Origin of the sequence: Streptomyces sp. NPDC050508, assembly GCF_040655155.1 — a bacterium.
Lineage (GTDB): Bacteria > Actinomycetota > Actinomycetes > Streptomycetales > Streptomycetaceae > Streptomyces.
Genome location: NZ_JBFAJJ010000008.1, coordinates 176680 through 189281, shown reverse-complemented (window position 1 = coordinate 189281; position 12602 = coordinate 176680). Strand labels below are relative to the sequence as shown.

The window sequence follows — 12602 nt, the reverse complement described above, 5'->3', positions numbered from 1 at the left end:
CCCAGAGCCGACAGAGGACGAAACGCATGGACGAGATCCTGTACGAGGTCGACGGCCGGGTGGGGATCATCACCCTCAACCGGCCGGAGGTCGCCAACGCGCAGAACAGCGTGCTTCTCGACGCCCTCGACGCGGCCTGGAGCCGGGCCGCGGCCGACGAGGACGTGAAGGTCGTTCTCCTGAAGGCCAACGGCAAGCACTTCTCGGCGGGACACGACCTGAAGGACCGCTGGCCGGCGCCGAAGGAGATCACCCTGGAGTGGATCTACAGCGCCGAGACCCGCCGGTACCTGGAGTACACCCTGCGCTGGCGCAACGTGCCCAAGCCGACGATCGCCGCCGTGCAGGGCAAGTGCATCGCGGGCGGGCTGATGCTGTGCTGGCCCTGCGACCTGATCGTGGCCGCCGAGAACGCCGAATTCTCCGACCCCGTGGTGCACATGGGTATCGGGGGAGTCGAATACCACGGTCACACCTGGGAGTTGGGCCCACGCAAGGCGAAGGAGATCCTCTTCACCGGGCGTGCCGTCACCGCCGAGGAGGCGGAGAAGGTCGGCATGGTGAACAAGGTCGTCCCGCTGGACCAACTGGGCACCGAGGCACTGGAGTTGGCCCACCAGATCGCCCGGATGCCATCCTTCGGCCTGCGTCAGGCGAAGCGGGCCGTCAACCAGAGCCTCGACGTCCAGGGCTTCTACGCCGCCATCCAGTCCGTGTTCGACATCCACGAGACAGGACACGGAAACGCGCTGAGCGTGAGCGGATATCCCATTCTCACGCAGCTCGACGCCATGAAGGAGCGCATCAAGGGGCAGTAGGCCGCGCCGGTTCGATGGGCCGGACCGGGACCGTCACTGCTCCTTGTGCGAGGTCGCGCCCCGGCTCATCGCCAGCACCGCGTCGCGGCGGCTCAACGCCCCGAACGGTGAACCGCCGGTCGGCGTGGGACTGCCGCAGATCCAGGTCGGACCATCGGAGAGATGGTCGAGCGCCTCGGCGGCCACCTCGTCCGGATCGGCCAAGTCGCCGCCGTAGGACCCCCCTTGGGCGCCTTCGGTCCGGCGCAGGGACGGGGTGTCGGTCCTGCCGAGCACCAGCCCCAGGACGTCCACCCCACTGCCCTGCCACTCCGCCCACAGGCTCTCGGCCAGGATGAGGTCGAACGCCTTCGACGCACCGTAGGCGGCGAGCGTGGCGCCACCCGCCCACGCCGCCCCCGAGGTCACCAGGACCACGGCTCCCCGCTTCCGCGCCACCATCGGGCCACCGAAACGGTAGGCCGCTTCGAGTACGGCCGTGCAGTTGCGCCGCACCAGCCCGAGGTGGGTGTCGAGGTCCTTGTCGAGGAACGGGACGCTGCGGTCGTCGCTGCCCGCGTTGTACACGAACAGACCCACCTCCAGACCGGCGGTCGCCTGCTCCAGCTCCGACAGGGCGCCCGGGGAGCTGAGATCGAGCGCGACTGAGCGGACCTCGACGCCGTACCGGGCGCGGATCTCGTCGGCGGACGCCTCCAGCACGGGCAGGCGCCGGGCCACCAGCACGACGTTCATCCCCTGCGCGGCCAACCGGTGGGCGAACGCGGCACCCACCCCGTCCGACCCGCCCGCGACGACACCCCACGGCCCGTACTTGCTCGTGAGAGATTCAGCCACTTCGCACTCCTCGTCCAGATCCAGGTAATCGCGATGAATACGTCAACAGGGCTGCGTGGGGGCGGAGTTCACGGGTCGGCGTCACGGCGACGGCCGTTGGAGAACCTTCTTCTCTACCGCGTCCGACGACAGCACGGTCCCGATGATCCCGAGGTCGGCGCCGGTGCTGCGCGCCACCTCGCGCACCACGCGGACGTCCTTGCTCATCAGGTCCGCCAGCCGCACCGCGACCGAGTCGACCGAGCCCCCACTGGCGACGACACCCAGCGCCCGACTGGCACCGCTGCCGTGCTGCAGAGCCGCGAGAATCGCCTTCTCGTCGATCCCCAGCGACCCCGCCACCCGCACCGCGTCGACCGCGAGACCGACCTGCGCCACGAAGAGGGCGTTGTTGACGAGCTTGACCCGCTGACCGTTGCCGACCGGTCCCACGGACATGACCGGCGAGGCGTACGTCTCCAACAGCGGGCGCGTCTCCTCCAGGAGGGCCTCGTCCCCGCCGACCCACAGGGTGAGACGGCCCGCCGCGATGTCGTGCGGGCCGCCCGAGAGCGCGGCGTCCAACACCCCGACACCGCGCTCCGCGCCCGCCTCGAAGAGCAGACGGGCGGTCCCGGGGTCGGAAGTGGTGTGCTGGACTAGCGTCGTCCCCGCCGTCATGGCCGCGATGGCACCGTCCGGGCCGAGGCACACCGACCGCACCTGCTCGTCCGTCAGTACGACGACGAACACCACGTCGGCATCGCGCACGGTCGCCTCGACCGTCTCGGCCCAACTCGGCCCGTCCGCACGGGCGGTGGCGCGCGCCTCCGGCCTGCGCGAGTGGACGGTGACATCATGCCCCGCGGCCACGAGACGCTCGACGATCGGCTGCCCCATACGACCGGACCCGATGAACCCGATCCTCAACTCTCCTCCAAGGACAGTGAGGTGGAAGACGGCGCCAGCATCGCTCGGGGGCCCTCGGTGCCGTCGAGGTTGGCGTTGACCCGCTCGGCGATACGCCAGCCCTCCGAAGTACGCACCCAGCGCCAGGTGTTCGCGGAGACCTGGAACACCCAGAACCGGCCGGCGTCGGCGTCCCAGCGCAGGTGCAGCGCGTGGCTGCGGCCGGTGGCGTGGTCGCCGTCGACGACGACGTGCGGCGCGGTCAGCACATGACCGCAGCCGTTGTGGATCACGCTCTGGTGGTTGGGGCCGTGGACCATGCCGGCGATGCCGTCCCGGCCCTCCATCCGCAGATGGGGGACCGCGTCGAAGACGCCGTCCTCGGTCCACAGCCCCGCCGCGGCGTCTCCCGAACCACTGTCGACCGCGGGCCCGTACTGGGCGACGAGCTGCGTGATCTCGACCTGGTCCTCCAAGGCGCGCACCTTCGCCGCCAACGATTCGACGGTGGCGCGCAGTTGGGCAAGTTCATCGGCCTCGCTCATGAGTGATCAGCTCCCTGGTACGACGATGATGCGGGCCGGCCCGTTGGCGTCCCGTGCGGCGTCGAGCGCGGCCGGCACCCCGTCGAGCCCGACGGTGTGGCCGAGCATCGGCCCGACATCGAGGCCGCCGGAGCAGACCGCCCGGAACGCCTCGTCCCAGTGGTCCATCGACGGGCCGCCCCCGAACTGGATGCTGATGCCCTTCCGCTTGGCGGTCAGGGTGTGCAGATGGTCGCCCTCCGGCGGACCGCCGACGGAGAAGATCCGTGTCCCGCGCTCACACCCCTTGATGATCGAGTCGAGAACGCCTGGAACGCCGACGCACTCGAACACGACACAACTCGCCCGGCTACCGGCCGCGTTGCGCCACGCCTCGTACGGCGAGACCTCGGCCGGGTCGACGACCACGTCGGCGCCCATGGCCAGCGCGGTCGCGCGACGCGACGCCACGAGGTCGGCCGCCACGATCGGGCCGACGCCGAGGTCCTTGAGCCGGCCGATCGCCGAGAGGGCGATGGCGCCGCAGCCGATGACCAACGCTGCTTCGTTCACGGTCAGTTGGGCGCGGGACGCGGTCGACCAGCCGACCGAGATCGCGTCGGCGACACACACAATCTCGCTCGGCAGATCCGACACCACGACCCGGGTGATGGCCTCGGTCAGCAGAAACAACTCACCGAACCCGCCGGGCGAGTCCGGGTTCTGCCCGATGATCCTGCGGCCGGCCGGAGTGGCCAGGACGGGCAGCGAACTCACCCGCGTCCCGACCGGGATCCGCCGCTCGGTGCCGGGGCCGTAGTCCACGACCTCGGCGCAGTACTCGTGACCCATCACGATGTCGACGTCCTGGTCGTACGTCGACATCCCGCTGTCGTCGTCGGCGCCCGCCTCCGGATGGTCCATGAAGTGCAGATCCGACGCGCAGATCCCGCACGCCAGCGAGCGGACAAGGAGCTGGCCCGGTCCGGGGACCGGATCATCGACGATCCGCGTCTCGACCGTCCCGCCCCGGAGTACAGCAGCACGCATCAGACTCTCCTCCGATCTCCGAAGCCGTCCCCTTCGGGACTGTAGCCACACAAAGGGAATTACAGAAGACGGTCTCCTATAATTAAGGGAACATGGCCCGGTCACTACAATCACCGGCATGGCAGATCCACGCCGCGCCCCGGGCCGTCCACGGGACACGAGCATCAACGAACGGGCCCTCGCGGCCACGCGCGAACTGCTCGTCCAGCGCGGCTTCGACGCGACGACGATCCAGGCGGTCGCGGAACACTCGGGCGTGCACGCCTCCGCCATCTACCGCCGCTGGCCGTCCCGGATCGAACTGATCGAGGAGGCCACTTTCCCGGGACTCAGCCCGCTGAGCGTCCGACCGACGGGAGACCTGCGCCGCGATCTACGGCGGTTCATCCGCGCGTACTTGGCGGCCTTCGGCGCGCCCGCGGCTCGTGCCGCCGCGGCCGGTCTCTTCGCGCACTCCCGGACGTCGAACGCGCCCCGGCCGCCGGAGATGCTGCTGCGCGTGTCGGCGCGACCGCAGTTCCAGGACATCCTGCGCGCCGCGCCGACCGGGAGCGTCGACCCCGCCGTGGATCCGGACGATGTCTTCGACATGCTCCTCGGCGCCGTACTGACCCGCACCCTCCTGTCCACGGTCACGGCCCGCAACCGTCCCGTCGAGCGCACGGTCGACATGATCCTGCGGATGCTACGGCCCCTCGACGGGCCGGTGTGATCAACTCCCGTGTCTGGCCCGGGCGTTGGTGTCAGCGGCGCTCGTCGCGGAACACCTTCCCGCCCTTCATCACGAACCGGACGTCCGCCATCACGGTGACGTCCTCCAGGGGATTGCCCGGCACCGCGATCAGGTCGGCGAGCAGTCCCTCCGCGACACGGCCCCGGTCGTCGGCGTCGATCAGCTCGGCCGCGTTGACGGTCGCCGCCTGGAGCGCCTCCAGAGGAGTCATCCCGCGGTCGACCAGGGCGATCAGCTCCTGGGCACCGCGGCCGTGCGGGATCGCCGGCGCGTCGGTGCCCAGAGCCATCCGGACACCCGCCTTTCCGGCCCTGGCCACCACGGTCTTCGCCCGGGGGAAGATCTCGGCGGCCTTCTCCTTCAGCTCGGGCGCCGCATGGGACATGTCCATTCCCTCGATGAGAGCGGTGGTCGGCACCAGGAAAGTGCCCCTCTCCGCCATGAGCGCGATCGTGTCGTCGTCCAGCAGGAAGCCGTGCTCGATGCAGTCGATGCCCGCCTCCACGGCCGAGCGGACGGCGTCGGCCCCATGGGTGTGGGCCGCCACCTTCAGTCCGCGCCGATGGGCCTCGTCGACGATGGCGCGCAGTTCCTCGTCGGAGTAGTGCTGCGCGCCGGGGGTGCCGGTGTGGGACATGACGCCCCCGGACGCGCAGACCTTGATGAGCCGTGCCCCGTGCTTGATCTGGTAGCGGACGGCCTTGCGCACCTCGTCGACACCGTTGGCAATGCCCTCTTCCAGGGAGAGAGGCATGATTCCGGGGGCGTACGCGGCGAACATCGTGGGGTCGAGGTGGCCGCCGGTGGGTGTGATGGCGTGTCCGGCCGGCACGATGCGCGGGCCGTCTATCCAGCCGGCGTCGATGGCCTTCGCCAGCGCGACGTCCAGCAGATAGCCGCCCGTCTTCACGAACAGGCCGAGATTCCGGACGGTGGTGAACCCCGCGCGCAGGGTCCGCCGGGCGTTGCCCACCGCACGGAGCATCCGCAGCGGGGGATCGTCCTGGACGGGGGAGAGCGCGAGTGTCTCTCCCCGGCCACCCATCAGGAGGTTGACCTCCATGTCCATGAGACCGGGCAGGAGAGTCACGTCACCGAGATCGAGAATCTCGCTGTCGCCGGTGGCGCGGCCGTGCACGATACGGTCGCCGTCGACCGTGACCAGGCCCGGTTCCTCGAACTCACCCGTTTCCACATGCAGTACACGCGCTGCTTTGAGCGTGAGCACGACGGGTCAGACCTTCGGCTCGACGACGAGGTCCATGTAGGCGGCCCCGCTGTCCGGTACCCGGGCCTGCTTCCAGACCTCGACCGGGAACGACACGTTCACCAGGGAGAACATCAGGAGCAGCAAGTTGCGCTCCTGCTCCGGGAGTTCGGTGAGCGGGAACTTGTCGAGGTGGTCGGAGGCCTGTTCCAGGAGCGGGAACGCGGCGTCGTAGAAGGCCTGCATGTCGTCCATGGAGCTGGCCAGGCGCTTGCTGTACCGGTCGCGCTCGGACTCCAGGACCCACTCGCTGAACGGCTCAAGTGCCGCGAACTCACTGGGCAGCATCGGTGTGCTCCTTGACGTAGTCGGCGACCGTCTTGTGCAGGTGGCGGAGCAGCAACTCCTGGTCGCAGAGCGGGAAGTCGGTGACGACCCGGCTCTTGAGCATCGTCTGGGTGGCTTCGAGGGTGTTGCCGTCCTGGAGGGCGTACTCCTTGAACGTCACCGCCGCCAGCTCCTGCTTCAGCCGCTCGCGCGCCGTCTTGGCGGGCACGAAGTACAGGTTGGCCTCGAAGAGGTGCTTGTCCACCGCCGTCGGCCAGTAGTGGTATGTCAGGTACCAGCCGGGCTTCCAGATCAGCAGGGTCATGTTGGGGAAGAACTCGAAGGAGTCGTTGCCCCACGCGCGGTGCCGGCCCGGGTTCAGGCCCGTCGGCAGGTTGTCCAGGCCCTCGATGTCGGGCGCCTCCCACGGCCCGAACAGGCCGCTGCGCAGGGCGCGTTCGATGGGCTTGACGATGCTCAGGTCCTTGGGCGGGGACATGCCTCCCCAGGAGGAGATCATCGAGTGCGGGGAGTGGATCTCGTAGTGCAGCGCCTCGTACCCGACGTTGAAGAGCTTGTCGGCCTCGTCCTTGACGGCCTGCTTCATGTGCAGGACGGGCGCGTGGTAGAACTCCGCGAACGCGTCGATGAACAGCTTCCAGTTGCTGCCGATCTCGGCCTTGTACGTGAAGACCTCGGTCATCTCGTGGAAGGGGTAGCCCTCAAGTCCCTTGGCGAACTCGCCGAGATACTCCTTCAGCGGCTGGGCGTCGGGGTCGAGGTTGACGAAGATGAACCCCTCCCAGACCTCGCAGCGGACCAGCTTGAGGCCGTAGTCCGCCTTGTCCAGGTCGAAGAACTCCTGCTCCTGCTGGACGAAGGTCAGATCGCCGTCGAGGCTGTAGCGCCAGGCGTGGTACTTGCAGGTGAACTGGCGGCAGGTGCCCTTGACCTCCTCGCCCGGGTAGTCGTTCCACACGAGCTTGTTGCCGCGGTGGCGGCAGACGTTGTGGAAGGCTCGGATCTCCTTGTCCTTGCCCCGCACGATCACCAGTGAGGTGTCGGCGACGGCCAGCTCCTTCGTGAAGTAGCTCCCGACCTTGGGCACTTGCTCGACCCGGCCGACGTTCAGCCAGGTCTTCTTGAAGATCGCTTCCTTCTCGGCCTCGTAGTACGCGGGGTCGATGGAGTCCTCGTAGTTCACCGGGCTTGTGCCCAGCTCGGGGTAGTTCTCGGTCCAGCTCCCGGCCTCGGGCTTGGTGAAGTGTGGCATGGGATCACCCCTCTCGTTTGTGAGAATACCATTCTCGTTTTGGGAAACTGAAGTTCTCTTCCGAGATCACGGGGTCGAGTTCCACGCCGAAGGTGTTGAGGGCCATCGTGAGCATCGTGTAGGCGCCGATGGTGAACACCAGGTCCATCAGCTGGTGTTCGTCCAGGTCGACGGCGAGCGCCGCGTAGGTCGCGTCCGACAGACCCGAGTCGGTGTCCAGTTCGTCCACCGCCCGGTTGAGCAACGTGTCGGCGCCCGTGCGGACTTCGTCGATCTCGGCCTCGGTCACCCCGGCTTTCCGGCTGATCAGGACGTGACTCGCCCACTCGTACCTGCTGCCCCGCCGCCACGCCACACGCAGGACCGCCAGCTCGCGGACGCGCACCGGCAGGGTCGTGGTGTTGAGGTGCATGTTGAACGTCAGGAACGCCCGGGCCAACGCCGGATGCCGCTGGAAGATCCCCAGGACGTTGGCCTGCGGCAGCTTCCGGTTGGGGTTGATGACCGAGAACACGTCGTGGTCCCAGTCGTCGTACGGCACCGGGGGGATGCGGACGGCGTTCTCGCCGGCGGTCCCCTCGTGCCCGCTGTGCTCGGTCACGTGTTCCGCCCGCCGTTCACGCCCAGGATCTGGCCGGTGATGTAGCCGGCCTCCTCGGAGGCGAGGAAGGCGCAGGCCGCGGCGATGTCCTCCGGGCGCCCGACTCGCCGTACCGGAGTGCGCTGGATGTGCTCCTCGACCGTCCCGCCGAGCAGTTGGCGCTCCTCCGAGCGGCGCAACATGGGCGTGTCGATGAAGCCGGGCGGAACCGCGTTGACGGTGATGCCCTGCGGACCCAGCTCCAGGGCCAGCGACTTGGTCAGCCCGTTGACCGCCGACTTGGCGGCCACGTAGTGCGTCATGAACTGCTGGCCGGACTGCGCGCTGGAGGAGGAGATGTTGACGATCCGGCCCCAGCCGGCCTCCACCATGTCCGGCAGGACGGCCTGGACGCAGTGGAAGACGCCGTGGAGATTGACGTCGATGACCCGCTGCCAGGCCTCGAAGGTGAGGTTGGCGAAGCGCTTGTAGCCCTCCATGCCGGCCGCGTTGACCAGGACCGTGACCGGGCCGAGCTGCTCCCGGATCTCGGTCAGAGCCTCGTCCACCTGGGCCCGGTCGGAGACGTCGGCCTTCCGGGAGAAGCCCCTGTCGGACGGATTGAGGTCGAGGGTGGCGACCTGGAGACCGTCGGCCTCCAGGCGCTGTGCGATGGCTTGTCCGATGCCGGAGCCGCCGCCTGTGACGAGAGCTGTCCTCATGCCGGAACCCCCTTCGTCTCGATCATGAAAATCTCCCTTCCGGATCTGAGAAGCGTATTCTCGTCTCCAGTGCTTCCGGAAGTCCCGCGCAGGCGGGGGCTGTTCGTCAAGGTCCGTGGGCCTGTCAGCAACCGGTCAGGATCACATTCTCGCTGCCGGATGGTTGATTCGCGTATAAGGAGAATGTAGTTTCCGCTTCATTGGAGCAAGCCGCCCATCCATGCGAGGAGAACAGGATGCGGTTCCAGGACAAGGTGGCGATCGTCACCGGAGCGGGACAGGGAATCGGCGAGGACTACGCCCGGGCGCTGGCCGCCGAGGGAGCACGGGTCGTGGTCGCCGACATCAACGAGGAGCAGGGACAGCGGGTCGCCAAGGAACTGGACTCCGCGCTCTTCGTCAAGGTCGACGTCGGAGACCCCGCCTCGGCCGACGCGCTGGCCGCCACCACCGTCGCCGAATTCGGCCGCATCGACTACCTGATCAACAACGCCGCGATCTACCACAGCATGCGGCGCGAGGGCCTGACCACCGTCGACCTCGACTACCTCAACCGCTTCATCCAGGTGAACCTGATGGGCGCCCTGTACGTCACCCGGGCCGTCGTCCCGCACCTGACCGAGGGCGCCGCGATCGTCAACCAGTCCTCCGCCGCCGCCTACATGGCCAGCGGCTACTACGGACTCGCCAAGATCGGCATCAACCACCTCACCGCGTCCCTCGCCGCCGAACTCGGCGGCCGGGGCATCCGCGTCAACGGCATCGCCCCCGGCCCCACCGACACCGAGGCCACGGCCACCGTCGTACCGGTCGAGTTCCAGGAGCGGATGACCCAGGCCCTGGCCCTCAAACGGATGGGCACCCCAGGCGACTTGACCCCCACCGTGCTGTTCCTGCTCTCCGACGACGCGGGCTGGCTCACCGGCCAGACCATCAGCGTGGACGGCGGACAGGTGGTGCGGCTGTGACCCGCCTGCTCATCGACGGCCAACTCGTCGACGGGGAGCGGACGTTCCCCTCCCTCAACCCCGCGACCGGCGAGGTCTACGGCCACGCCCCGGACGCCACCACCGCCCAGGCCGAAGCGGCCGTAGCAGCGGCCCGCACCGCCTTCGACACCACCGCCTGGTCCACCGACGTACAGCTGCGCATCCGCTGTCTCGACCAGCTGCACCAGGCACTCACCGACCACGTCGAGGAACTGCGCGAGCTGACCATCGCCGAGGTCGGCGCGCCCCGCATGCTCACCTACGGCCCCCAACTCGACGACCCCGTCAAGCTGGTGCGCTACTACGCGGACCTGCTGCGCAAGTACCCGCTGACGGAAGAGCTGGGCGAGTCCGAGAGCCGCGGCCAGCGTCACCGGCGCTGGGTGGAGAAGGAGGCCGCCGGGGTCGTCGCGGCGATCATCGCCTACAACTACCCGAACCAACTGGCCCTGGCCAAGCTCGCCCCCGCGCTCGCTGCCGGCTGCACGGTCGTCCTCAAGGGCGCCCCGGACACCCCGCTGACCACCCTGTTCCTCGGCCAACTCATCGCCGAGCACACGGACATACCGCCGGGCGTGGTCAACGTCCTCACCTCCTCCGGTGCCGACGTCGGCGAGGTGCTCACCACGCACCCCGACGTCGACATGATCACCTTCACCGGTTCCACCGCGACCGGCCGCCGCATCATGGAGGCCGCGAGCCGCACGGTGAAGAAGGTCTTCCTGGAACTCGGCGGCAAGTCCGCCATGATCATCCTCGACGACGCCGACTTCGCCACCGCCGCCATGTTCGCGGCCGGCACCATCTGCTCCCACTCCGGGCAGGGGTGCGCGCTCACCTCCCGGCTGCTCGTGCCCAGGGAGCACCACGACGAGATCGTCGAGAAGGTCGCGGCAGGCCTCGGCCGCATCCCGCTCGGCGACCCCGCCGACCCCAAGACCTTCGCGGGCCCGCTCATCAGCGAGCGCCAGCGCGAGAAGGTCGACGGCATGGTCGAGAGGGCCGTAGCCGCCGGTGCGAACCTCGTTACCGGAGGCGAGAAGATCGATCCCGGGTTCTTCTACCAGCCGACCCTCCTCAGCAACGTCGACCCGGACAGCGAGATCGCCCAGGACGAGGTCTTCGGCCCGGTGCTCGTGGTGATTCCGTACGACGACGATGACGACGCCGTCCGCATCGCCAACAACTCCATCTTCGGCCTCTCCGGTGGCATCCAGAGCGCCGACGACGAGCGGGCCATCGCTCTCGCCCGCCGGATCCGCACCGGCACCTTCAGCATCAACGGCGGCAACTACTTCGCGGCCGACGTGCCGTTCGGCGGCTACAAGCAGTCGGGCATCGGCCGCGAGAGCGGTGTGGCCGGTCTGGAGGAGTTCCTGGAGTACAAGGCGTTCGCGGTCGTGGTCCGGTCATGATGCCGCTCGAAGGCATCCGCGTCCTCGAAGTCGCCATGTACGGCTTCGTGCCCTCGGCGGGAGCCGTCCTCTCCGACTGGGGAGCGGACGTCATCAAGGTCGAGCACGCCGTTACCGGCGACCCGCAGCGCGGCCTGCGCCAGACCGGCACGATGCGCGTCGAGGGCGACCCCAACCCAAACGTCGAACATGCCAACCGCGGCAAGCGCAGCCTCGGCCTCGACATCTCCCGCCCCGAGGGGAAGGACGTTCTCTACGACCTCGCCCGCCGCGCGGACGTGTTCCTGACCAGCTTCCTGCCCGGGCACCGGGAGCGGTTCGGTATCGACGTCGACGACATCCGTGCCGTCAATCCCCGCATCATCTACGCCCGGGGCAGCGCCTTCGGACCGCGCGGAGCGGAAGCGCGCAAGGGCGGCTACGACATGACGGCGTTCTGGTCCCGCGCCGGCACCGCCGCGAGCATCACCCCCGAGGGCACCGACGGCATCATCAACCCGCCTTCACCGGCCTACGGCGACACCATCTCCGGCACCAACCTCGCCGGCGGCATCGCAGCCGCGCTCCTGAAACGAGAGCGCACCGGTGAACCGTCGGTCGTGGACGTCTCGTTGCTCGGCAGCGGACTCTGGGCGATGGGCCACGCCACCGCGCTCTCCCTGCACCTCGGCAAGCCCTGGATCCCGCCGCCCGTCGGCACCCACGGCTCTGTCACCAACCCCTTGTCCGGGCTGTACGAGACCTCCGACGGCCACCATCTGGCGTTCGTCATGATGCAGCCCGGCAAGTTCTGGGCCGACGTGTGCCGGCACATAGACCGGCCCGAACTCGCCGACGACCCCCGCTTCGACACGGCCGAGAACATCGCGGCCAACACGGCGGAGGCCGTCAAGATCCTGCGCGAGGTCATCGCCACCCGCACCCTCGCGGAGTGGAGCAGGCGCTTTGCCACCCTGGCCGGGCCGTGGGCTCCGGTGCAGGACTCCCTGCAAGTGGGCGACGACCCGCAGATCAGAGCGAACGAGTACCTCCTGCAGGCAGGAGAACTCGAACTGGTCGCCAGCCCCGTGCAGTTCGACGTGCACGCCCCACAACTCGGGCCCGCACCCGAGTTCGCCGCCCAGACCGAGGAGATCCTCCTCGAACTGGGCCTGGACTGGGACCGCATCATCGCGCTCAAGGCGGCGGGCGCGGTCACCTGATCACCTGCCGGCGGGATTCATTCTCAACGAGGAGAAC

Annotated in this window: 14 protein-coding genes; 5 read left to right on the top strand and 9 right to left on the bottom strand. The window is 68.7% G+C overall.

Going from position 1 to position 12602, the window contains the following annotated elements; genetic code table 11:
* Window positions 1-26 precede the first annotated feature (26 nt).
* Window positions 27-818, top strand: a complete 792-nt coding sequence (locus AB0I69_RS23965; RefSeq protein ID WP_363097696.1) for an enoyl-CoA hydratase — start codon at window positions 27-29, stop codon at window positions 816-818.
* 33 nt (window positions 819-851) lie between these two features.
* On the opposite strand, the gene AB0I69_RS23960 is transcribed toward AB0I69_RS23965, so the two are convergent.
* From AB0I69_RS23960 to AB0I69_RS23945, 4 genes are all read right to left on the bottom strand, one after another.
* Window positions 852-1655 (bottom strand): SDR family NAD(P)-dependent oxidoreductase, encoded by an 804-nt coding sequence (locus AB0I69_RS23960; protein ID WP_363097695.1) that lies wholly within the window; start codon window positions 1653-1655, stop codon window positions 852-854.
* An 81-nt stretch (window positions 1656-1736) separates the two neighbouring features.
* The gene (locus AB0I69_RS23955; protein ID WP_363097694.1) at window positions 1737-2564 is read right to left on the bottom strand and encodes an NAD(P)-dependent oxidoreductase; all 828 of its coding nucleotides are present in this window, start codon (window positions 2562-2564) and stop codon (window positions 1737-1739) included.
* Window positions 2561-3088 (bottom strand): nuclear transport factor 2 family protein, encoded by a 528-nt coding sequence (locus AB0I69_RS23950; RefSeq protein ID WP_363097693.1) that lies wholly within the window; start codon window positions 3086-3088, stop codon window positions 2561-2563. Before AB0I69_RS23950 ends, AB0I69_RS23955 begins: the two co-directional genes overlap by 4 nt.
* A 6-nt stretch (window positions 3089-3094) precedes the next feature.
* Window positions 3095-4117: a zinc-binding dehydrogenase gene (locus AB0I69_RS23945; RefSeq protein WP_363097692.1), complete on the bottom strand. Its 1023-nt coding sequence runs from the start codon at window positions 4115-4117 to the stop codon at window positions 3095-3097.
* Window positions 4118-4235: 118 nt separating this feature from the next.
* Between AB0I69_RS23945 and AB0I69_RS23940 the strand changes: the two genes are divergently transcribed.
* Window positions 4236-4829, top strand: coding sequence for a TetR/AcrR family transcriptional regulator (locus AB0I69_RS23940; protein ID WP_363097691.1), 594 nt, complete (start codon window positions 4236-4238; stop codon window positions 4827-4829).
* A gap of 31 nt (window positions 4830-4860) precedes the next feature.
* Here AB0I69_RS23940 and AB0I69_RS23935 read toward each other — a convergent pair whose 3' ends face one another.
* Genes AB0I69_RS23935 through AB0I69_RS23915 form a run of 5 tightly spaced genes read right to left on the bottom strand, consistent with a single transcriptional unit; the run spans window position 4861 to window position 8959 of the window.
* On the bottom strand, window positions 4861-6078 hold the full coding sequence (locus AB0I69_RS23935) for an amidohydrolase family protein (protein WP_363097690.1): 1218 nt from the start codon (window positions 6076-6078) through the stop codon (window positions 4861-4863).
* 6 nt (window positions 6079-6084) lie between these two features.
* On the bottom strand, window positions 6085-6405 hold the full coding sequence (locus AB0I69_RS23930; protein ID WP_363097689.1) for a hypothetical protein: 321 nt from the start codon (window positions 6403-6405) through the stop codon (window positions 6085-6087).
* A complete protein-coding gene (locus AB0I69_RS23925) occupies window positions 6392-7657 on the bottom strand; it encodes an aromatic ring-hydroxylating dioxygenase subunit alpha (protein WP_363097688.1) in 1266 nt (421 codons plus the stop codon). The genes AB0I69_RS23930 and AB0I69_RS23925 overlap by 14 nt, the downstream gene beginning before the upstream one ends.
* 4 nt (window positions 7658-7661) lie before the next feature.
* The gene (locus AB0I69_RS23920) at window positions 7662-8258 is read right to left on the bottom strand and encodes a carboxymuconolactone decarboxylase family protein (RefSeq protein WP_363097687.1); all 597 of its coding nucleotides are present in this window, start codon (window positions 8256-8258) and stop codon (window positions 7662-7664) included.
* On the bottom strand, window positions 8255-8959 hold the full coding sequence (locus AB0I69_RS23915) for an SDR family NAD(P)-dependent oxidoreductase (protein WP_363097686.1): 705 nt from the start codon (window positions 8957-8959) through the stop codon (window positions 8255-8257). Before AB0I69_RS23915 ends, AB0I69_RS23920 begins: the two co-directional genes overlap by 4 nt.
* Window positions 8960-9195: 236 nt before the next feature.
* Between AB0I69_RS23915 and AB0I69_RS23910 the strand changes: the two genes are divergently transcribed.
* The 3 genes from AB0I69_RS23910 to AB0I69_RS23900 are packed head-to-tail and all read left to right on the top strand — an operon-like array spanning window position 9196 to window position 12565.
* On the top strand, window positions 9196-9927 hold the full coding sequence (locus tag AB0I69_RS23910) for an SDR family oxidoreductase (RefSeq protein ID WP_363097685.1): 732 nt from the start codon (window positions 9196-9198) through the stop codon (window positions 9925-9927).
* Window positions 9924-11363 carry an aldehyde dehydrogenase family protein gene (locus AB0I69_RS23905; RefSeq protein ID WP_363097684.1) on the top strand — a complete coding sequence of 480 codons (1440 nt, stop codon included), beginning with the start codon at window positions 9924-9926 and terminating at the stop codon, window positions 11361-11363. Before AB0I69_RS23910 ends, AB0I69_RS23905 begins: the two co-directional genes overlap by 4 nt.
* Window positions 11360-12565, top strand: a complete 1206-nt coding sequence (locus AB0I69_RS23900; protein ID WP_363097683.1) for a CoA transferase — start codon at window positions 11360-11362, stop codon at window positions 12563-12565. Before AB0I69_RS23905 ends, AB0I69_RS23900 begins: the two co-directional genes overlap by 4 nt.
* The last annotated feature ends 37 nt before the right edge of the window (window positions 12566-12602 follow it).